Below are 17536 nucleotides of genomic sequence, written 5' to 3'. Positions count from 1 at the left end.
CGCCCCGGCCGCCCGCCGCCGCCCCGGCCGCCCGCCTCCGCGCCCCGCGCCGAGCGTCCGCCGCGACGCGGGGTCGGCCTCGTGGGATCGCCAATTCTCCGTCAATTCCCCACGCGAGAGCGGGGGAATTGACGGAGAATTGGCGATCTCCGGTCAGCGGGGGCGGGGGCCCGACTCGCGCACCGCGAAGGCGTAGAGCGGGCGGGCCTGGACCTCTTCGTAGATCCGCCCGATGTACTGCCCGATGATCCCGAGCATCAGCAGCTGGATCCCGCCCAGCAGGAACATGCCCGCCATGATGAAGGTCCACCCCTCGACGAGCGAGTCGGGGTTGAGCCAGCGCTGCAGCGCGAGGTAGACGACCCACAGCGCCGACGCGATCGCGAGCACGACGCCCGCGCCCGAGATGAAGCGCAGGGGCGCCGACGAGAACCCGAGGATCCCGTCGGCCGCGAGCTTCAGCATCTTGCTGAGCGGGTAGCCCGTCTTGCCCGCGTGGCGCGCGTCTCGGTCGAACAGCACGGGGCGCTGCACGAACCCGACGTCGGCGACCATGCCGCGGATGAAGCGGTTGTGCTCGGGGTAGCGGCGCAGCTCCTCGACGACCTTCCGATCCATGAGGCGGAAGTCGCCCGTGTCGCGGGGGATGTCGATCCGCGCGAGCTTCGAGAGCACCCAGTAGAACCCGCCGGCCGTCAGCCGCTTGAAGAACCCGTCGTCGCGCGTGCGCCGCTGCGCGTAGGCGACGTCCGCGCCGCCCTCCCACGCCGCGATGAGCTGCGCCGCGACCTCGGGCGGATCCTGCAGGTCGCTGTCCATGACGATGACGGCGTCGGCGTCGGCCACGTCGATCCCCGCCGTCACGGCGATCTGGTGCCCCGAGTTGCGGGCGAGCGAATACACCGAGACCCGCTCGTCGCGCTCACGCAGCCCGCGCAGCAGAGCCAGCGAGCGGTCGCGGGATCCGTCGTCGACGAAGACGAACTCGAACGCGTAGCGATCGGCGAGCGGCGCCGCCACGGCGGCGAGCCGCTCGTACAGCAGCGGGATGTTGCCCTCTTCGTCGTAGATGGGCAGCACGAACGCGACCGACTTCACTTCTTCTTCCCCCGGGGCATCACGGCGTACACGGCGCGGCGCAGGCCGGCCATCGTGCGGGCGCGGCGGGCGCCGCGGGCCACGTCGTAGGTGTCGACCTCGTCGAACGTCTGGGCGGCCCAGTCGAACAGGCGCCGCATCTCGGCCGACTGCTCGTCGGCGAGCGCGACCGACCACTGGCCGGCGCTCACGCGGAAGGTCGAGGCGACGGCGTCGTCGCGCACGAAGGATCCGTGCCGCAGCACCCCGAGATAGCTCGCGACGTCGATCGCGTACGACCAGCGCCCCTGCCAGCCGCCCGCGGCCTCGAGCGCGGCGCGCCGCATCATGACGGCGCCGGGCTCGCCGAACGGGTTCGTGCCGCTGCGCACCGCGGCCTTCGCGGCCGCGCCCCCCGTCATGAAGGCGTCCAGCCCCTGCAGCCCGCGCGCGGGCCCCATCGCGCGCCCGCGCTCGTCGACGATCCGGCGGCGGCCCGCGGTGAGGACGGATCCCGGGTGCGCGTCGAGCAGCGCCGCCTGGCGCGCGAGCGACCCGGGGGCGACGGCGTCGTCGCCCGGCAGCAGCTTGATGTGCTCGCCCGTCGCGGCGGCGGTCACGGCGGCCCAGTTCGCGGGCGCCCCGCCCCCGGTCGGCGTCGTGAGGAGCCGCACCCGCGGATCCCCCGCGAGGCGCTCGGCGGCCTCGTACGTGCCGTCGCCCGAGGAGTGGTCGGCGACGACGAGCTCGAGGTCGACGTCCCGCTGATCGAGGACCGACCGCATGGCCTCCTCGATGTAGTCGGCCTGCCGGAAGGCGGGGATCACGACCGAGAGCTTCGGCGATGTCACGGGCGCTCCTCCTGGGGGCGTCGGAACGAGAAGCGGCTGTGCCCGAACCAGCTGATGACGGCGGTGACGATCGTGAACGCGAGCTGCGCGACGATCTCGTCCCACCCGAGCCAGAGCTTGAGCGGGGGCACCACGACGAGGTTCAGGACGAAAGCCCCGAGGTAGACGAGCTGGAACCGCCAGAAGTCGAGCCAGAAGTGGCCCGTCACGCGGAAGACCAGGTGGCGGTAGAGGAAGAAGGCGCTGAGCGTCGAGAGGATCTGCGCGCAGACGATGACGGCGAACACCGTCCACGCCTGGCCGGGCGCCGCGACGCGGAAGAGCCCGGAGAACGCGACGAACCAGACGAAGCCGATCCCCGTGTTGAGCACCCCGACGAACAGGAACGCGACGCGGCGGTCCTTGAAGAGCCGCAGGAGGGGTCCGTCGGGGCCCGACATCCCTCCCGGACTCCGGGTCTTCTCCTCGCCGCTCACACGTGTCACACTACTGACGCGCGGCCGATCGGCCGGTGCATGACGACGACACTTGCGGGGGTACCCATGGGACTCGACGACCTGATCAACAAGGGCAAGGACGCCTTCGAGGCGAACAAGGACAAGGTGCAGGACGCGCTCAAGAGCGACCAGGCCGAGGACATCTCGGACAAGGCGCTCGACGGAGTCGCCGGCTTCGCCAAGAAGGTCGCCCCCGGTGCCGCCGACAAGATCGACGGCGTGCGCGACGACCTCGACGGCAAGATCGGCAACGAGTAAGCCGCACCGCGAGCAGCGAAGGGCCCGTCTTCGGACGGGCCCTTCTGCGTGCGCCGGAGAGTACGCTGAGAGGGTCGTGTCCGAACGCCCGGATCCGCGGAATCACGCGGCCGTGAGCGCGACACGCCCGGGTTGCCAAAGACGGTGACGGGCTGGCACAATAGACAGGTTCCACATTTCGACGGCTGCGCTCTGCGCGCCGGTCGGATCACTGCATCGGCAGTGCACAGACCTCGCCTCGCGCGATCGGTTCTGGGCCGCGGGCAGAGGAGCGATCACACACCCACATCGCACGGGGTCGCACCCGTGTGCGTGGGGCTGACATGTGAACACGGCGCGGCTGTCGCGCAGCGGGATCCGTCCTGCGACGCGAGCAGTCACGGTGCCAGACCCGAAGGGTATCCGGAGGGTCCGTGCGTCCAATGCCCTTGAGGTATGACGCGTTAAGAGAGTGAGCAGACAAATGGCGGGACAGAAGATCCGCATTCGCCTGAAGTCGTATGACCACGAGGTCATCGACACGTCGGCGCGCAAGATCGTCGACACCGTGACCCGCGCTGGTGCGCAGGTCGTGGGCCCGGTGCCCCTCCCGACGGAGAAGAACGTCGTGGCGGTCATCCGTTCGCCCCACAAGTACAAGGACAGCCGCGAGCACTTCGAGATGCGCACGCACAAGCGCCTCATCGACATCGTGGACCCGACGCCGAAGGCCGTCGACTCGCTCATGCGTCTCGACCTTCCGGCCGACGTCAACATCGAGATCAAGCTCTGAGGGCAGGGATCGACATGGCTGACATCAACAACAAGGTTTCGAAGGGCCTGCTCGGCAAGAAGCTGGGCATGACCCAGGTCTGGAACGAGAGCGGCAAGCTGATCCCCGTCACGGTGATCGAGCTCGCGCCCAACGTCGTGACCCAGGTCCGCACGCCCGAGAAGGACGGCTACAGCGCCGTCCAGATCGCCGCCGGCGAGATCGACCCCCGCAAGGTCACCCAGCCCCTCACGGGCCACTTCTCGGCCGCAGGCGTGACGCCCCGTCGTCACGTCACCGAGATCCGCACCGCCGACGCCGCCGACTACGCGGCCGGCCAGGAGCTCACGGTCGACGGCACGTTCGAGGCAGGCCAGCTGGTCGACGTCGTCGGCACCAGCAAGGGCAAGGGCTTCGCGGGCGTCATGAAGCGCCACAACTTCAAGGGCGTCTCGGCTTCGCACGGTTCGCACCGCAACCACCGCAAGCCCGGTTCGATCGGCGCCTCGGCGACCCCGAGCCGCGTCTTCAAGGGCATGCGCATGGCCGGCCGTATGGGCGGCGAGCGCGTGACCGTCCTCAACCTCACGGTGCACTCCGTCGACGCCGAGAAGGGTCTGCTGCTCGTCAAGGGCGCCGTCCCCGGTGCGCGCGGTCGCGTCGTGTTCGTCCGCAACGCAGTGAAGGGAGCCTGAGTCTCATGACTGACTCCATCGCTCTCGACGTTCTCGGCACCGACGGCAAGAAGACCGGCACGGTCGACGCGCCCGCTTCGGTGTTCGACGTCAAGACGAACGTCCCGCTCATCCACCAGGTCGTCACGGCGCAGCTCGCCGCGGCGCGCCAGGGCACCCACTCGACCAAGCGTCGCGGTGAGGTCTCGGGTACGGGCGCCAAGCCGTTCAAGCAGAAGGGCACCGGCCGTTCGCGCCAGGGCTCGATCCGCCAGCCCGAGCACCGCGGTGGTGGTACCGTCCACGGTCCCAAGCCCCGCGACTACTCGCAGCGCACCCCCAAGAAGATGATCGCGGCCGCCCTCGCCGGCGTGCTCAGCGACCGTCTCCGCGGCGAGCGGATCCACGTCGTCGACACGTTCGGCGCCGAGGCCCCCTCGACCAAGGCCGCCGCCGGCTTCCTCTCCTCGTTCACGGCGAACAAGAACACGCTCGTCGTGCTCGACCGCTCCGAGGAGATCGGATCGCTCAGCGTCCGCAACCTCGCGAACGTCCACGTGATCGCGGCTGACCAGCTCAACGCGTATGACGTCGTCACGAGCGACGACGTCGTCTTCACCAAGGCCGCCTTCGACGCGTTCGTCGCTGCGAAGACCGGCGCCAAGGAGGTCTCGGCATGACCGCGATCAACAAGGACCCGCGCGAGATCATCATCGCGCCCGTCGTCTCGGAGAAGAGCTACGGCCTGATCGACGAGGGCAAGTACACGTTCATCGTGGACCCCCGCTCGAACAAGACCGAGATCAAGCTTGCGATCGAGAAGATCTTCGACGTGAAGGTCGCGTCGGTCAACACCCTGAACCGTCAGGGCAAGACCTCCCGCACCCGCTTCGGCACCGGCAAGCGCAAGAGCACCAAGCGCGCCGTCGTGACGCTCAAGTCGGGCACCATCGACATCTTCACGGCTGTCGCCTGAGAGCCGGAAGGACCAAGGAACGAATATGGCTATTCGCAACTACAAGCCGACGACGCCCGGTCGCCGCGGCTCGTCGGTGGCTGACTTCGCCGAGATCACGCGTTCGACCCCCGAGAAGTCGCTGCTCCGCCCGCTCTCCAAGACGGGTGGCCGCAACAACCAGGGTCGCATCACGACGCGTCACATCGGTGGTGGCCACAAGCGCCAGTACCGTGTGATCGATTTCCGTCGCAACGACAAGGACGGCATCGACGCGAAGGTCGCTCACATCGAGTACGACCCCAACCGCACGGCGCGCATCGCGCTCCTGCACTATGTCGACGGCACGAAGCGCTACATCATCGCGCCGAACAAGCTGCAGCAGGGCGACATCGTCGAGTCGGGTGCCGGCGCCGACATCAAGCCCGGCAACAACCTGCCGCTGCGCAACATCCCCACGGGTACCGTCATCCACAACGTCGAGCTCCGCCCCGGCGGCGGCGCGAAGATGGCTCGTTCGGCGGGCGCCTCGGTGCGTCTCGTCGCGAAGGACGGCCCCTACGCTCAGCTGCGCCTCCCCTCGGGCGAGGTCCGCAACGTCGACGCGCGCTGCCGCGCGACGATCGGCGAGGTCGGCAACGCCGAGCAGTCGAACATCAACTGGGGCAAGGCGGGCCGCAACCGCTGGAAGGGCAAGCGCCCCACGGTCCGCGGTGTCGTCATGAACCCGGTCGACCACCCGCACGGTGGTGGTGAGGGCCGCACTTCCGGTGGCCGTCACCCCGTCACCCCCTGGGGCCAGGCTGAGGGTCGCACCCGCCACGCCAACAAGGAAAGCGACAAGTACATCGTGCGTCGTCGCAACGCCGGCAAGAAGCGCAAGTAGGAGTCAAGAAGATGCCACGCAGTCTGAAGAAGGGCCCCTTCGTCGACGAGCACCTGCTTCGCAAGGTCGTCTCGGCGAACGAGTCCGGTTCCAAGAACGTCATCAAGACCTGGTCGCGTCGCTCGATGATCGTCCCGGCAATGCTGGGTCACACGATCGCCGTGCACGACGGACGCAAGCACATCCCCGTGTTCGTGTCCGAGGCCATGGTCGGCCACAAGCTGGGCGAGTTCGCGCCCACCCGCACCTTCCGCGGTCACGAGAAGGACGACAAGAAGGGCCGTCGCCGCTAAGGCGACGCTGAGAGGAGAGAGAAATGGTGGAGTCCATCGCACGCGTGCGACACATCCGCGTGACCCCTCAGAAGGCCCGCCGCGTCGTCGCCCTCATCAAGGGCCGTCAGGCCGATGAGGCGCTCGCGATCCTGAAGTTCGCGCAGCAGCAGGCTTCTGAGCCCATCTACAAGCTCGTCGCGTCGGCGAAGGCCAACGCTCAGGTGAAGGCCGACCAGTCGGGCGAGTACCTGAACGAGCAGGATCTGTACGTCAAGAACGCCTTCGTGGACGAGGGGACGACGCTCAAGCGCTTCCGTCCCCGCGCCCAGGGTCGCGCCGACCAGATCAAGAAGCGCACGAGCCACATCACGGTCGTGCTCTCGACGCCCGAGGTCGCTGACGCGGCCGAGGGTACCGACAAGAAGGCGAGCAAGTAATGGGACAGAAGATCAATCCCTACGGCTTCCGCCTCGGCATCACGACGGACCACGTCTCGCGCTGGTTCTCTGACTCGACCAAGCCGGGTCAGCGTTACGCCGACTACGTGGCCGAAGACATCCGCATCCGCAAGTACCTCGAGAAGACCCTCGACCGTGCCGGCATCAGCGGAATCGAGATCGAGCGCACCCGTGACCGCGTGCGCATCGACATCCACACCGCGCGTCCCGGCATCGTGATCGGTCGCCGCGGCGCGGAGGCCGAGCGCCTGCGCAGCGAGCTCGAGAAGCTCACCGCCAAGCAGATCCAGCTGAACATCCTCGAGGTCAAGAACCCCGAGGCCGACGCTCAGCTCGTCGCCCAGGGCGTCGCCGAGCAGCTCGCTGCCCGTGTCGCGTTCCGTCGCGCCATGCGCAAGGGCCTGCAGGGCGCCATGCGCGCCGGCGCCAAGGGCGTCCGGATCCAGGTCTCGGGCCGCCTCGGCGGCGCCGAGATGAGCCGCACCGAGTTCTACCGCGAGGGTCGCGTGCCGCTGCACACGCTCCGCGCGAACATCGACTACGGCTTCTACGAGGCGAAGACCACCTTCGGCCGCATCGGCGTGAAGGTCTGGGTCTACAAGGGCGACCTCACCAACAAGGAGCTGGCTCGCGAGGAGGCTTCGATGAAGCCCGCCCGCGACCGTGACCGCGGTGGCCGTCGTGGCCCGCGTCGCGACCGCGACGCCGCGCCCGCGAAGGCATCGGAAGGAGCAACGGCGTAATGCTGATCCCCCGTAAGGTCAAGTACCGCAAGCAGCACCACCCGGGCCGCAGCGGCGCCGCCACCGGCGGCACGCAGGTCTCGTTCGGTGAGTACGGCATCCAGGCGCTCACCCCCGCGTACGTGACGAACCGTCAGATCGAGGCGGCTCGTATCGCCATGACGCGTCACATCAAGCGCGGCGGCAAGGTCTGGATCAACATCTACCCGGACCGTCCCCTCACCAAGAAGCCTGCGGAAGTCCGCATGGGTTCCGGTAAGGGCTCGCCCGAGTGGTGGGTCGCCAACATCAAGCCGGGTCGCGTCCTCTTCGAGGTCGCCGGCGTGAGCGAGGAGCTCGCTCGCGGCGCTCTGACCCGAGCAATGCACAAGCTGCCTCTCAAGGCACGCATCATCAAGCGCGAGGAGGGCGACGCGTAATGGCGATCGGCACCAAGGAGCTCGCCACGTCCGAGCTCGACACGTTCGAAGACCAGCGCCTCGTCGAGGAGCTGCGCAAGGCCAAGGAAGAGCTGTTCAACCTGCGCTTCCAGTCGGCCACCGGCCAGCTCGAGAGCCACGGCCGCATCCGTGCGGTCAAGCGCGACATCGCGCGTCTGTACACCGTGATCCGCGAGCGCGAGCTCGGGATCCGTGCGACGCCGGCCCCGGTCGAGACGAAGGCCAAGAAGACCAAGAAGGCTGCGAAGAAGGCTGAAGAGCCCGCCGCCGCCGCCGAGGGAGAGGCTGAGTGATGGCCACCGAGAACAAGACCGAGCAGTCGGTCGACCGCGGCTACCGCAAGTCGGCTCGCGGCTACGTCGTCAGCGACAAGATGGACAAGACCATCGTCGTCGAGGTCGAGGACCGCGTGAAGCACCCGCTCTACGGCAAGGTCATCCGCCGCACGAAGAAGCTCAAGGCGCACGACGAGCAGAACTCGGCGGGCATCGGCGATCTCGTCGTCATCAACGAGACGCGCCCCCTGAGCGCCTCGAAGCGCTGGCGCCTGGTCGAGATCGTCGAGAAGGCGAAGTAACCCATGATCCAGACTGAATCCCGCCTCAAGGTCGCCGACAACACCGGCGCGAAGGAGCTGCTGACGATCCGCGTGCTCGGTGGTTCCAACCGCCGTTACGCCGGTCTCGGCGACACCATCGTGGCCACCGTCAAGGACGCGATCCCCGGCGGCAACGTGAAGAAGGGCGACGTCGTCAAGGCGGTCGTCGTCCGCACCGTGAAGCAGACGCGCCGCGCTGACGGCTCGTACATCAAGTTCGACGAGAACGCCGCCGTGATCCTGAAGAACGACGGGGAGCCCCGCGGCACCCGCATCTTCGGCCCGGTCGGTCGCGAGCTCCGCGACCGCCGGTTCATGAAGATCGTCTCGCTCGCTCCGGAGGTGATTTGACCTAATGGCCAAGATCAAGAAGGGCGACCTCGTCCAGGTGATCTCGGGCGCCACTGAGGCTCGCGGCGGAGACCGCGGCAAGCAGGGCAAGGTCCTCGAGGTTCTCGGCGACCGCGTGGTCGTCGAGGGCGTCAACTACATCACCAAGCACAATCGCGTCGGTCAGACCGACCGCGGCACGAAGACCGGCGGCATCGAGACCTTCGAGGCCCCGATCCACGTGTCGAACGTCGCGATCGTCGACCCCGAGACCAAGAAGCCGACCCGCGTGGGCTACCGCGTGGAGGAGCAGGTCAAGGACGGCGTCAAGAAGACGGTGCGCGTCCGCGTCGCCAAGGGTTCGGGCTCGGACATCACCGACCCGAAGGGAAAGTAAGAGAGACATGAGCACGGACATCGCCGCGCAGGCTGGCAAAATCCAGCCTCGCCTCAAGCAGGTCTACCGCAACGAGATCCGCCAGAAGCTGCAGGACGAGTTCTCCTACGAGAACGTCATGCAGGTTCCGGGCCTCGTGAAGGTCGTTGTGAACACGGGTGTCGGCGAGGCAGCTCGCGACAGCAAGGTCATCGAGGGTGCGATCTCCGATCTCACCGCGATCACCGGCCAGAAGCCCGTCACGACGAAGGCGAAGAAGTCGATCGCGCAGTTCAAGCTGCGCGAGGGCCAGGCCATCGGCGCGCACGTCACCCTCCGCGGTGACCGCGCGTGGGAGTTCCTGGACCGTCTCATCTCGCTCGCGCTTCCCCGCATCCGCGACTTCCGCGGCCTGTCGGACAAGCAGTTCGACGGCAACGGCAACTACACGTTCGGTGTGGCCGAGCAGTCGATCTTCCACGAGATCGACCAGGACCGCATCGACCGCGTGCGCGGTTTCGACATCACCGTCGTGACCACCGCGAAGACGGACGACGAGGGCCGCGCGCTCCTGCGCCACCTCGGCTTCCCCTTCGTGAACAACAACGCCTGATCCTCCGAATCAGCCGTCAGATGCCGGGCACGACTTGGTCGTGCCCGGCATCTGGATGACAATCGAATATTGGCTATCCACGTCGTGGAAGGTCGTCTGTCGTGTAACGGCAGCCGAAACCTCATGAACAAAGGAACTCACGTATGACCATGACAGACCCGGTCGCAGACATGCTGACCCGTCTGCGCAACGCGAACTCGGCGCACCACGACCAGGTGTCGCTGCCGTCGAGCAAGCTGAAGACGCACATCGCCGACATCCTCCGCGCGGAGGGCTACATCTCGGCTTGGGAGGAGACCGACGCGCGCGTCGGCAAGACCCTCACCCTCACGCTCAAGTACGGCGCACACCGTGAGCGTTCGATCGCGGGCATCAAGCGGGTCTCGAAGCCCGGCCTCCGCGTGTACGCGAAGTCGAACGAGCTCCCCAAGGTGCTCGGCGGCCTCGGCGTCGCGATCCTGTCCACCTCCTCCGGTCTCCTCACCGACCGTCAGGCTGAGCAGAAGGGCGTGGGCGGAGAAGTTCTCGCCTACGTGTGGTGACCCTGAATGTCGCGTATCGGACGTCTCCCCATTGACATCCCCGCCGGCGTCGACGTCAAGATCGACGGCCAGCTGGTCACGGTGAAGGGCCCCAAGGGCGAGCTCGCTCTCACGGTCGCTTCGCCGATCGAGGCCAAGGTCGAGGAGAACCAGGTTCTCGTCACCCGCCCCGACGACGAGCGCGAGTCGCGGTCGCTCCACGGCCTGACCCGCACTCTCATCAACAACAACATCATCGGCGTCACGCAGGGCTACTCGAAGTCCCTCGAGATCGTCGGCACCGGTTACCGCGTGCAGCAGAAGGGCTCGAGCCTCGAGTTCGCGCTCGGCTTCTCGCACCCGGTCACCGTCGAGCCCCCGGCCGGCATCTCGTTCTCGGTCGACGGCAACACGAAGCTCACCGTCACCGGCATCGACAAGCAGGCAGTCGGCGAGGTCGCAGCGAACATCCGCAAGATCCGCAAGCCCGAGCCGTACAAGGGCAAGGGTGTGCGCTACGCCGGCGAGCAGATCCGCCGCAAGGCCGGAAAGGCTGGTAAGTAATCATGGCTGTGACGTCGAAGTCCGCGGCGCGCTCGCGCCGCCACACCCGCCTTCGCAAGAAGGTCGTCGGCACCGCCGAGCGCCCCCGCCTCGTCGTGAACCGTTCGGCTCGCCACGTGTTCGTCCAGGTCATCGACGATGCCCAGGGCCTCACGCTCGCGTCGGCATCGACGCTCGAGACCGACCTGCGCTCGTTCGAGGGCGACAAGACCGCTAAGGCCCGCAAGGTCGGCGAGCTGCTCGCCGAGCGCGCGAAGGCCGCCGGCATCGAGGCCGTCGTGTTCGACCGCGGCGGCAACCGCTACGCCGGTCGCGTCGCGGCGATCGCCGATGGCGCCCGCGAAGGAGGGCTGAGCCTGTGAGTGACAACAAGGAGACGACCGAGGTGACCACCGAGGCCACGCAGACCGCGCCCGAGCAGGGCCAGGCCGAGTCGCGCAACGAGCGCGGCGGCCGTCGCGGCGGCAACGACCGCGGCGGACGCGGCGACCGTCGTGGGAACGGCCGTGGCGGCCGTGACAACGACAGCAACTTCCTCGAGCGCGTCGTCACCATCAACCGCGTCTCGAAGGTCGTGAAGGGCGGTCGTCGCTTCAGCTTCACCGCTCTCGTGGTCGTCGGCGACGGCAACGGCCTGGTGGGCGTCGGCTACGGCAAGGCCCGCGAGGTCCCCCTGGCGATCTCGAAGGGCGTCGAGGACGCGAAGCGCAACTTCTTCCGCGTTCCCCGCATCGAGTCGACGATCCCGCACCCCGTCCAGGGTGAGGACGCCGCCGGTGTCGTGCTGCTCCGTCCGGCCGTGGCCGGTACCGGTGTCATCGCCGGTGGTCCCGTCCGCGCGGTCCTCGAGTGCGCCGGCATCCACGACGTGCTCTCGAAGTCGCTCGGCTCGTCGAACACGATCAACATCGTGCACGCGACGGTCGCGGCCCTGAAGTCGCTCGAGGAGCCCCGTGCGGTCGCCGCGCGTCGCGGCCTCGACTTCGACCAGGTCGCGCCCGCCCGTATCGTCCGTGCGGAGGCCAAGGCCGCCGCTGCAGCGAAGGCAGGTGCCTGATGGCCGCGCGTCTGAAGGTCACGCAGATCAAGTCCAAGGTGAGCGAGAAGCAGAACCAGCGTCACACGCTGCGCAGCCTCGGTCTCAAGCGCATCGGCGACGCGGTCGTCCGCCCCGATGACGCTCAGACCCGCGGCTACGTCCGCGCTGTCGCTCACCTCGTCAAGGTTGAGGAGATCGACTGATGGCTGAGAACATCGAAGAGCGCCCCGCCGTGCTCAAGGCGCACCACCTGCGCCCCGTCCCCGGAGCCAACACCGCCAAGACCCGCAAGGGCCGTGGTGAGGGTTCGAAGGGCAAGACCGCTGGCCGTGGAACGAAGGGCACGCGTGCTCGCAACACCGTGCGCGTCGGCTTCGAGGGTGGCCAGATGCCGCTGCACATGCGCACCCCGAAGCTCCGCGGCTTCAAGAACCCGTTCCGCACCGAGTACCAGGTCGTCAACCTCGACAAGCTGGCCCTCGCCTTCCCCGAGGGCGGCGACGTGACCGTCGACGCTCTCGTCGAGAAGGGCCTCGTGCGCAAGAACGAGCTCGTGAAGGTTCTCGGCACCGGCGACATCGCCGTTGCCCTGAACGTCCAGGTCAACAAGGTCTCCGCCTCGGCGCAGGCCAAGATCGAGGCCGCGGGCGGTTCGATCAAGTAATCCGCACCGTCTGGTGCACCAGCTGAAGGGCCGGGGGCGAGAGCTCCCGGCCCTTTCGGCTAGTCTGGTGGACGGCGTGCGCCGAAGCGTGCGCCATCCCTCATAGGAGGCAGTTTCTTGTTCAGCGCCATCGCGCGGATCTTCCGTACCCCCGACCTGCGGCGGAAGATCGGCTTCACGCTCGGCATCATCGCCATCTATCGCTTCGGCACGCACGTTCCGGCGCCGTTCGTCAGCTATCCGAACGTGCAAGCGTGTCTCGAGGGAACCTCAGGAACAGAGGGCCTCCTCTCGCTCGTCAACCTCTTCTCCGGCGGCGGGCTGCTGCAGCTGTCGATCCTCGCGCTCGGCGTCATGCCGTACATCACGGCGACGATCATCACCCAGCTGCTCCGCGTCGTGATCCCGCACTTCGAGGCGCTCCAGAAGGAGGGCCAGGCGGGCCAGGCCAAGCTCACGCAGTACACGCGCTACCTCACGATCGCGCTGGCGCTCCTGCAGGCCACGACCCTCGTCACGGTCGCCCGTTCGGGCCAGCTCTTCGGCACCACGAGCGTCGCCGAGTGCTCGAACCTGCTCACCGATACGAGCTGGATCTCGCAGGCCATGATCGTCATCACGCTGACGGCCGGCACGAGCCTCGTCATGTGGATGGCCGAGCTGCTCACCGAGCGCGGCGTCGGCAACGGCATGTCGCTCCTCATCTTCACGTCGATCGCGGCCCAGTTCCCGGGCGCCATGTGGTCGATCTGGCAGGCCCGCGGCTTCGAGGTCTTCCTCCTCGTCCTGGCGGTCGGCGTCATCCTCATCGCGCTCGTCGTCTTCGTCGAGCAGTCGCAGCGACGGATCCCCGTGCAGTACGCCAAGCGCATGGTCGGGCGCCGCACCTACGGCGGCACGAACACGTACATCCCGATCAAGGTCAACATGGCGGGCGTCGTGCCCGTGATCTTCTCGTCGTCGCTCCTCTACATCCCGTCGCTCATCGCGCAGTTCAACACCCCGACCGACGGCTCCGAGCCGGCCGCGTGGGTCACCTGGATCAGCACGTACTTCACGACGGGCGACCACCCGATCTACATGGCGGCGTACTTCCTCCTGATCATCGGGTTCACCTACTTCTACGTGGCGATCACCTTCAACCCGGTCGACCAGGCCGACAACATGAAGCGCTACGGCGGGTTCATCCCCGGCATCCGCGCCGGCCGCCAGACGGCCGAGTACCTCGACTACGTCCTGACCCGCATCACCTTCCCGGGTTCGATCTACCTGGGTCTCGTCGCCCTCGTGCCCCTCGTGGCGCTCGCGACGGTGCAGGCCAACCAGAACTTCCCGTTCGGCGGAACCTCGCTGCTCATCATGGTGGGTGTCGGCCTCGAGACGGTGAAGCAGATCGACGCGCAGCTGCAGCAGCGTCACTACGAAGGGTTGCTCCGATGACGGCACGCCTCCTGATCGTCGGCCCGCAGGGCTCGGGCAAGGGAACGCAGGGGGCGCGCATCGCCGCCTCCTACGGCATCCCCGTCGTCTCCACGGGCGACATCTTCCGGGACAACATCAAGAACGGCACCGAGCTGGGCCGCAAGGTCCAGGCGATCACCGACGCCGGCGACCTCGTCCCCGACGAGGTCACGAGTGAGATCGTGCGCGACCGCCTGTCGCAGGGCGACGCCGAGGGCTTCCTCCTCGACGGCTACCCCCGCAACACGGCGCAGGTCGCCCACCTCGACGAGTACCTCGCGGGCCGCGGCGACGAGCTCGACGCCGTGATCCTCCTCGAGGTCCCGCGCGAGGAGTCGATCACCCGCATCACGCAGCGGGCCGCGGAGCAGGGGCGCAGCGACGACACCGAAGAGGCCGTCGCGAAGCGCCTGTCGATCTACGAGAGCGAGACCGCTCCGATCATCGACCTCTACGAGCCGCGCGGCATCGTCGACCGCATCGACGGCGTCGGCGAGCTCGACGAGATCACCGAGCGGATCATGTCGGCGCTCGCGGCCCGCGGTCTCGCGACCGTCGCCGCCTGACCCCATGGGCATCTTCCGGCGGTCGGTCTACAAGAAGCCCGTCGAGCTGCGCGCCATGATGGCGCCGGGCGCGATCACGGCCGCGTCGCTCGACGCCGTCGCCGCGGCGATCCGCCCCGGGATCACGACGCTCGAGCTCGACCGCATCGCCGACGAGGCGATCCGGTCGGCCGGCGCGCACTCGAACTTCCAGCTCGTCGACGACTACGTGCACACGGTGTGCGTGTCGGTCAACGACCAGGTCGTGCACGGGATCCCGGGCGACCGCGTCCTCGAGGCCGGCGACATCGTGTCGGTCGACTCGGGCGCCGAGACGCCAGACGGCTGGAACGGCGACTCGGCCCGCACGTTCATCGTGCCGGGCGAGGGGGCCGACCCCGAGCTCGTCGCGCAGCGCCGCGAGCTCAGCGAGGCGACAGAGGGATCGATGTGGGCCGGCATCGCCGCGCTCGCGACGAGCCGGTACCTCGGCCAGGTCGGCGACGCGATCCAGGAGTACGTCGAGGCGAACCCCCTGCCGTCGACGGGCCAGCCGATGGGCATCCTGCGCGACTACGTCGGGCACGGGATCGGCCGCCAGATGCACGAGGAGCCGTCGCTCTTCAACTACTCGACCACGATGCGCGGGGCCGAGATCAAGCCCGGCCTCTGCATCTGCGTCGAGCCGATGATGACGGCGGGCGGCGAAGAGGTCTACGTCGAAGACGACGACTGGACGATCACGACTGTCGATGGATCAGCTGGAGCCCACTGGGAACACAGCGTCGCCGTCCATGATGGTGGGATCTGGGTCCTCACAGCCGCCGACGGCGGGGCAGCAGGTCTCGCCCCCTTCGGCGTGGTCCCGGTTCCCATTCCCTGACCCTGCCCCTTTCCGGAAGGCATCCCTCCCATGGCACAGGCCAAGAAGTCGAACCTCTTCGCGATCATCATCTCGATCGTCGTGGTCGTCGCCGTCGTCGGCGTCGGCGCGCTCGTGATCGTCCTGAACAACCGCGCCTCGGCGCCCGCGACCGCGCCCGGCGCGACGTCGGTCAACCAGGAGACGGGCGCGATCGTGATCGGCGACGGCGCCCAGGAGCTCGACACCTACGTCGACTTCATCTGCCCCATCTGCGGACAGTTCGAGGACACCTGGGGCGACCAGATCAACGACGCCGTCGAGAACGGCGACATCACGCTGAACGTGCACCCCGTCGGCCTGCTCGACAACGCGTCGCAGGGCACCGAGTACTCGTCGCGCGCCGCCAACGCGATGTACTGCGTCGCGAACACCTCGCCCGACGCCGCGTACGCCTTCCTCAAGGAGATGTACGACCAGCAGCCCAGCGAGGGCACGACGGGTCTCGACGACGACCAGATCATCCAGATCGCCGAGGACTCGGGCGCGGGCGACGTCGCCGACTGCATCACGAACCGCGAGTACGACGACTACGTGCAGCAGCAGACCGACGACATGCCGATTGCGCCGGGCCAGACTCGTGCTGCCACCCCGTCGGTGCTACTGGACGATGAGTGGATCCAGGATTGGAACTCGACGACGCTCGCTTCGCACCTGGCCGGCTGAGCGGCGGCCGCACAGCCCCCGTCGTTCTTGAGCTATAACACCGGTGGGATCACGAACTTCGTCGTGATCCCACCGGTGTTAAGCGCTTGGAGGCGTTGTCTCAGGAGACTGCGATCTTCCAGTCGTTCGTGAGCGGGTTGCACTTCTGCCCGACCGTCCAGCTGAACGACGAAGGAACGTTGATCTTCCCGGTTTTGCTCCACGTGGTCTCCCAGGGGTACGACTTGTAGCAGGTGAACTTCACCGTGGCCGACCCGGAGCCGTAGCAAGTCCCGGTTACGTTGGTCCCGTCCCAGTGCAGGTTGCTACAGCTCGTTGCGGCGGCCTGGGCCGGGGCGGCGCCGACCGCTCCAAACCCGAGTGCCAGGGCGAGGGAGGCGATCCCAACGCCGATGCGCTTGCGGATGGGCGTACTACGCGATGAACGCATGCTTCTCCTATGTTGTCGTGTGTCTCATGCGAGGCCGGATGACCTGGGCCACGCTAGCGGCCCTGTACTTTGGTCGCAATAGGATATTGGATTCTGGGTGTGGTGGGCATGACGCTCGGACGAACCGCGGGGCTCAGGCAACCAGCGAAACTTCGCCTAGCGTGCCGACATCGTCCTGTCGCGCGGCGCTCGGGTTAATCGCTTCGGGGCGACCGCCTCGCCAGACATGAGAACAAGGTCCCGAAATGGGTCGTGTTGCCTTCTAAGTCGGCCGCCCTCTGCGATCCCGCTGTGCGCTCCTACTTTGGCTGCACGATTGCGCAGGGTTGGCGGCCACGCGCGGGTCCTCATCGCTCACGTGCACAGCCGTTCAGCTGTGGTGCTTGCGATGTCCTAAAACGCGACGGTTCACCCGTGCCCGCGGAGGCCGGATGAAGTCGGTTGCTGCTCGGTAGCCCGCGTCGGAGCGCCGCGCGGCGCCTCGACCTCGTGACAGTCACCGTTCCGCGCCTGGTGGTTGATGCGGCCTCACCTGCGATCGGGGCTCGCAGAGTTCCCTGCCCTGATCATCATCGGCGTCATGATCCTGACCTGCAGTCGCGGATCCCGGATCTTCTGGGCCCTCCTCGCGGCCGGAACCTGGTTCGGAGTGGCGTTCGTGTTCTGGCTTGCGTACGCGAGCAGCTTCCAGCTGTGGACGGGACTGCTGCACGGGTAGGTGACAGGTTGTAGTCACGCCGCGAGTGCGACGGTCGTGTTCATGATGGTCTCGAATTCGATGGGCGTCAAACGGCCCAGACGCGCCTGGCGTCGCCGGCGGTGGTAGGTCCGCTCGATCCAGGTGACGATCGCGATGCGCAGCTGCTCGCGGGCTGTCCAGGAGCGGCGGTTGAGGACGTTCTTCTGGAGCAGGGCGAAGAAGCTTTCCATGGCTGCATTGTC

Annotated in this window: 31 protein-coding genes; 26 read left to right on the top strand and 5 right to left on the bottom strand. The window is 67.6% G+C overall.

What is annotated here, in order from left to right; all coding sequences use genetic code 11:
• Positions 1–153 precede the first annotated feature (153 nt).
• Genes H576_RS15585 through H576_RS0111525 form a run of 3 tightly spaced genes read right to left on the bottom strand, consistent with a single transcriptional unit; the run spans position 154 to position 2368 of the window.
• Positions 154–1098 carry a glycosyltransferase family 2 protein gene (locus H576_RS15585; RefSeq protein ID WP_051172690.1) on the bottom strand — a complete coding sequence of 315 codons (945 nt, stop codon included), beginning with the start codon at positions 1096–1098 and terminating at the stop codon, positions 154–156.
• Positions 1095–1928: a glycosyltransferase family 2 protein gene (locus H576_RS15580; RefSeq protein ID WP_036320716.1), complete on the bottom strand. Its 834-nt coding sequence runs from the start codon at positions 1926–1928 to the stop codon at positions 1095–1097. Before H576_RS15580 ends, H576_RS15585 begins: the two co-directional genes overlap by 4 nt.
• Positions 1925–2368, bottom strand: a complete 444-nt coding sequence (locus H576_RS0111525; protein WP_029151064.1) for a GtrA family protein — start codon at positions 2366–2368, stop codon at positions 1925–1927. The genes H576_RS15580 and H576_RS0111525 overlap by 4 nt, the downstream gene beginning before the upstream one ends.
• Before the next feature lie 102 nt (positions 2369–2470).
• Between H576_RS0111525 and H576_RS0111520 the strand changes: the two genes are divergently transcribed.
• From H576_RS0111520 to H576_RS0111400, 25 genes are all read left to right on the top strand, one after another.
• Positions 2471–2683 carry a hypothetical protein gene (locus tag H576_RS0111520; RefSeq protein WP_029151063.1) on the top strand — a complete coding sequence of 71 codons (213 nt, stop codon included), beginning with the start codon at positions 2471–2473 and terminating at the stop codon, positions 2681–2683.
• Positions 2684–3146: 463 nt separating this feature from the next.
• Positions 3147–3455: a 30S ribosomal protein S10 gene (rpsJ, locus tag H576_RS0111515; protein ID WP_029151062.1), complete on the top strand. Its 309-nt coding sequence runs from the start codon at positions 3147–3149 to the stop codon at positions 3453–3455.
• A gap of 14 nt (positions 3456–3469) precedes the next feature.
• On the top strand, positions 3470–4129 hold the full coding sequence (gene rplC / locus H576_RS0111510) for a 50S ribosomal protein L3 (protein WP_029151061.1): 660 nt from the start codon (positions 3470–3472) through the stop codon (positions 4127–4129).
• A 5-nt stretch (positions 4130–4134) separates the two neighbouring features.
• Positions 4135–4788, top strand: a complete 654-nt coding sequence (rplD, locus tag H576_RS0111505; protein WP_029151060.1) for a 50S ribosomal protein L4 — start codon at positions 4135–4137, stop codon at positions 4786–4788.
• Positions 4785–5084 (top strand): 50S ribosomal protein L23, encoded by a 300-nt coding sequence (gene rplW, locus H576_RS0111500; RefSeq protein ID WP_029151059.1) that lies wholly within the window; start codon positions 4785–4787, stop codon positions 5082–5084. The genes rplD and rplW overlap by 4 nt, the downstream gene beginning before the upstream one ends.
• A gap of 25 nt (positions 5085–5109) precedes the next feature.
• On the top strand, positions 5110–5949 hold the full coding sequence (gene rplB / locus H576_RS0111495; protein ID WP_029151058.1) for a 50S ribosomal protein L2: 840 nt from the start codon (positions 5110–5112) through the stop codon (positions 5947–5949).
• A gap of 11 nt (positions 5950–5960) precedes the next feature.
• Positions 5961–6242 (top strand): 30S ribosomal protein S19, encoded by a 282-nt coding sequence (gene rpsS / locus H576_RS0111490; protein ID WP_029151057.1) that lies wholly within the window; start codon positions 5961–5963, stop codon positions 6240–6242.
• Between the two features lie 23 nt (positions 6243–6265).
• The gene (gene rplV / locus H576_RS0111485) at positions 6266–6661 is read left to right on the top strand and encodes a 50S ribosomal protein L22 (protein ID WP_036320712.1); all 396 of its coding nucleotides are present in this window, start codon (positions 6266–6268) and stop codon (positions 6659–6661) included.
• A complete protein-coding gene (gene rpsC, locus H576_RS0111480) occupies positions 6661–7425 on the top strand; it encodes a 30S ribosomal protein S3 (protein ID WP_029151055.1) in 765 nt (254 codons plus the stop codon). Before rplV ends, rpsC begins: the two co-directional genes overlap by 1 nt.
• Positions 7425–7844 carry a 50S ribosomal protein L16 gene (gene rplP / locus H576_RS0111475; RefSeq protein WP_029151054.1) on the top strand — a complete coding sequence of 140 codons (420 nt, stop codon included), beginning with the start codon at positions 7425–7427 and terminating at the stop codon, positions 7842–7844. Before rpsC ends, rplP begins: the two co-directional genes overlap by 1 nt.
• Positions 7844–8158 (top strand): 50S ribosomal protein L29, encoded by a 315-nt coding sequence (rpmC, locus tag H576_RS0111470; protein ID WP_029151053.1) that lies wholly within the window; start codon positions 7844–7846, stop codon positions 8156–8158. Before rplP ends, rpmC begins: the two co-directional genes overlap by 1 nt.
• Positions 8158–8442: a 30S ribosomal protein S17 gene (rpsQ, locus tag H576_RS0111465; protein WP_029151052.1), complete on the top strand. Its 285-nt coding sequence runs from the start codon at positions 8158–8160 to the stop codon at positions 8440–8442. Before rpmC ends, rpsQ begins: the two co-directional genes overlap by 1 nt.
• 3 nt (positions 8443–8445) lie before the next feature.
• Positions 8446–8814 carry a 50S ribosomal protein L14 gene (rplN, locus tag H576_RS0111460; RefSeq protein ID WP_029151051.1) on the top strand — a complete coding sequence of 123 codons (369 nt, stop codon included), beginning with the start codon at positions 8446–8448 and terminating at the stop codon, positions 8812–8814.
• 4 nt (positions 8815–8818) lie between these two features.
• A complete protein-coding gene (gene rplX, locus H576_RS0111455; protein WP_029151050.1) occupies positions 8819–9190 on the top strand; it encodes a 50S ribosomal protein L24 in 372 nt (123 codons plus the stop codon).
• A gap of 7 nt (positions 9191–9197) precedes the next feature.
• The gene (rplE, locus tag H576_RS0111450; protein WP_051172688.1) at positions 9198–9782 is read left to right on the top strand and encodes a 50S ribosomal protein L5; all 585 of its coding nucleotides are present in this window, start codon (positions 9198–9200) and stop codon (positions 9780–9782) included.
• A gap of 143 nt (positions 9783–9925) precedes the next feature.
• Positions 9926–10324 (top strand): 30S ribosomal protein S8, encoded by a 399-nt coding sequence (gene rpsH, locus H576_RS0111445; RefSeq protein WP_029151048.1) that lies wholly within the window; start codon positions 9926–9928, stop codon positions 10322–10324.
• 6 nt (positions 10325–10330) lie between these two features.
• The gene (gene rplF / locus H576_RS0111440) at positions 10331–10867 is read left to right on the top strand and encodes a 50S ribosomal protein L6 (RefSeq protein ID WP_029151047.1); all 537 of its coding nucleotides are present in this window, start codon (positions 10331–10333) and stop codon (positions 10865–10867) included.
• Between the two features lie 2 nt (positions 10868–10869).
• Positions 10870–11229 carry a 50S ribosomal protein L18 gene (gene rplR / locus H576_RS0111435; protein ID WP_029151046.1) on the top strand — a complete coding sequence of 120 codons (360 nt, stop codon included), beginning with the start codon at positions 10870–10872 and terminating at the stop codon, positions 11227–11229.
• Positions 11226–11924, top strand: coding sequence for a 30S ribosomal protein S5 (gene rpsE, locus H576_RS0111430; protein WP_036320708.1), 699 nt, complete (start codon positions 11226–11228; stop codon positions 11922–11924). Before rplR ends, rpsE begins: the two co-directional genes overlap by 4 nt.
• Positions 11924–12109 carry a 50S ribosomal protein L30 gene (rpmD, locus tag H576_RS0111425; RefSeq protein ID WP_029151044.1) on the top strand — a complete coding sequence of 62 codons (186 nt, stop codon included), beginning with the start codon at positions 11924–11926 and terminating at the stop codon, positions 12107–12109. Before rpsE ends, rpmD begins: the two co-directional genes overlap by 1 nt.
• Positions 12109–12570: a 50S ribosomal protein L15 gene (rplO, locus tag H576_RS0111420; protein WP_029151043.1), complete on the top strand. Its 462-nt coding sequence runs from the start codon at positions 12109–12111 to the stop codon at positions 12568–12570. The genes rpmD and rplO overlap by 1 nt, the downstream gene beginning before the upstream one ends.
• Positions 12571–12687: 117 nt before the next feature.
• A complete protein-coding gene (gene secY, locus H576_RS0111415) occupies positions 12688–14010 on the top strand; it encodes a preprotein translocase subunit SecY (protein ID WP_029151042.1) in 1323 nt (440 codons plus the stop codon).
• Positions 14007–14597, top strand: coding sequence for an adenylate kinase (locus tag H576_RS0111410; protein ID WP_029151041.1), 591 nt, complete (start codon positions 14007–14009; stop codon positions 14595–14597). Before secY ends, H576_RS0111410 begins: the two co-directional genes overlap by 4 nt.
• A gap of 4 nt (positions 14598–14601) precedes the next feature.
• Positions 14602–15459: a type I methionyl aminopeptidase gene (gene map / locus H576_RS0111405; RefSeq protein WP_029151040.1), complete on the top strand. Its 858-nt coding sequence runs from the start codon at positions 14602–14604 to the stop codon at positions 15457–15459.
• Positions 15460–15489: 30 nt separating this feature from the next.
• A complete protein-coding gene (locus H576_RS0111400) occupies positions 15490–16164 on the top strand; it encodes a DsbA family protein (RefSeq protein WP_029151039.1) in 675 nt (224 codons plus the stop codon).
• A gap of 100 nt (positions 16165–16264) precedes the next feature.
• Here H576_RS0111400 and H576_RS16760 read toward each other — a convergent pair whose 3' ends face one another.
• Positions 16265–16594, bottom strand: a complete 330-nt coding sequence (locus H576_RS16760) for a hypothetical protein (RefSeq protein ID WP_156888212.1) — start codon at positions 16592–16594, stop codon at positions 16265–16267.
• A 520-nt stretch (positions 16595–17114) separates the two neighbouring features.
• On the opposite strand from H576_RS16760, the gene H576_RS0111390 reads away from it, so the two are divergent.
• Positions 17115–17312 carry a vitamin K epoxide reductase family protein gene (locus tag H576_RS0111390; RefSeq protein ID WP_029151038.1) on the top strand — a complete coding sequence of 66 codons (198 nt, stop codon included), beginning with the start codon at positions 17115–17117 and terminating at the stop codon, positions 17310–17312.
• A gap of 14 nt (positions 17313–17326) precedes the next feature.
• On the opposite strand, the gene H576_RS0111385 is transcribed toward H576_RS0111390, so the two are convergent.
• Positions 17327–17536, bottom strand: a 210-nt coding sequence (locus H576_RS0111385) for an integrase core domain-containing protein (RefSeq protein ID WP_156888210.1), incomplete at its 5' end; no start/stop codon positions are given.

It is taken from the genome of Microbacterium indicum DSM 19969 (genome assembly GCF_000422385.1).
Lineage (GTDB): Bacteria > Actinomycetota > Actinomycetes > Actinomycetales > Microbacteriaceae > Microbacterium > Microbacterium indicum.
This window is presented reverse-complemented; position numbering and strand designations above follow the sequence as displayed.

Coding starts and splice junctions, on each gene's coding strand:
- H576_RS0111525 (WP_029151064.1), bottom strand. CDS start 2,368: ATGTCGGGCCCCGACGGACCCCTCCTGCGGCTCTTCAAGGACCGCCGC.
- H576_RS0111520 (WP_029151063.1), top strand. CDS start 2,471: ATGGGACTCGACGACCTGATCAACAAGGGCAAGGACGCCTTCGAGGCG.
- rpsJ (WP_029151062.1), top strand. CDS start 3,147: ATGGCGGGACAGAAGATCCGCATTCGCCTGAAGTCGTATGACCACGAG.
- rplC (WP_029151061.1), top strand. CDS start 3,470: ATGGCTGACATCAACAACAAGGTTTCGAAGGGCCTGCTCGGCAAGAAG.
- rplD (WP_029151060.1), top strand. CDS start 4,135: ATGACTGACTCCATCGCTCTCGACGTTCTCGGCACCGACGGCAAGAAG.
- rplW (WP_029151059.1), top strand. CDS start 4,785: ATGACCGCGATCAACAAGGACCCGCGCGAGATCATCATCGCGCCCGTC.
- rplB (WP_029151058.1), top strand. CDS start 5,110: ATGGCTATTCGCAACTACAAGCCGACGACGCCCGGTCGCCGCGGCTCG.
- rpsS (WP_029151057.1), top strand. CDS start 5,961: ATGCCACGCAGTCTGAAGAAGGGCCCCTTCGTCGACGAGCACCTGCTT.
- rplV (WP_036320712.1), top strand. CDS start 6,266: ATGGTGGAGTCCATCGCACGCGTGCGACACATCCGCGTGACCCCTCAG.
- rpsC (WP_029151055.1), top strand. CDS start 6,661: ATGGGACAGAAGATCAATCCCTACGGCTTCCGCCTCGGCATCACGACG.
- rplP (WP_029151054.1), top strand. CDS start 7,425: ATGCTGATCCCCCGTAAGGTCAAGTACCGCAAGCAGCACCACCCGGGC.
- rpmC (WP_029151053.1), top strand. CDS start 7,844: ATGGCGATCGGCACCAAGGAGCTCGCCACGTCCGAGCTCGACACGTTC.
- rpsQ (WP_029151052.1), top strand. CDS start 8,158: ATGGCCACCGAGAACAAGACCGAGCAGTCGGTCGACCGCGGCTACCGC.
- rplN (WP_029151051.1), top strand. CDS start 8,446: ATGATCCAGACTGAATCCCGCCTCAAGGTCGCCGACAACACCGGCGCG.
- rplX (WP_029151050.1), top strand. CDS start 8,819: ATGGCCAAGATCAAGAAGGGCGACCTCGTCCAGGTGATCTCGGGCGCC.
- rplE (WP_051172688.1), top strand. CDS start 9,198: ATGAGCACGGACATCGCCGCGCAGGCTGGCAAAATCCAGCCTCGCCTC.
- rpsH (WP_029151048.1), top strand. CDS start 9,926: ATGACCATGACAGACCCGGTCGCAGACATGCTGACCCGTCTGCGCAAC.
- rplF (WP_029151047.1), top strand. CDS start 10,331: ATGTCGCGTATCGGACGTCTCCCCATTGACATCCCCGCCGGCGTCGAC.
- rplR (WP_029151046.1), top strand. CDS start 10,870: ATGGCTGTGACGTCGAAGTCCGCGGCGCGCTCGCGCCGCCACACCCGC.
- rpmD (WP_029151044.1), top strand. CDS start 11,924: ATGGCCGCGCGTCTGAAGGTCACGCAGATCAAGTCCAAGGTGAGCGAG.
- rplO (WP_029151043.1), top strand. CDS start 12,109: ATGGCTGAGAACATCGAAGAGCGCCCCGCCGTGCTCAAGGCGCACCAC.
- H576_RS0111410 (WP_029151041.1), top strand. CDS start 14,007: ATGACGGCACGCCTCCTGATCGTCGGCCCGCAGGGCTCGGGCAAGGGA.
- map (WP_029151040.1), top strand. CDS start 14,602: ATGGGCATCTTCCGGCGGTCGGTCTACAAGAAGCCCGTCGAGCTGCGC.
- H576_RS0111400 (WP_029151039.1), top strand. CDS start 15,490: ATGGCACAGGCCAAGAAGTCGAACCTCTTCGCGATCATCATCTCGATC.
- H576_RS16760 (WP_156888212.1), bottom strand. CDS start 16,594: ATGCGTTCATCGCGTAGTACGCCCATCCGCAAGCGCATCGGCGTTGGG.
- H576_RS0111390 (WP_029151038.1), top strand. CDS start 17,115: ATGCGGCCTCACCTGCGATCGGGGCTCGCAGAGTTCCCTGCCCTGATC.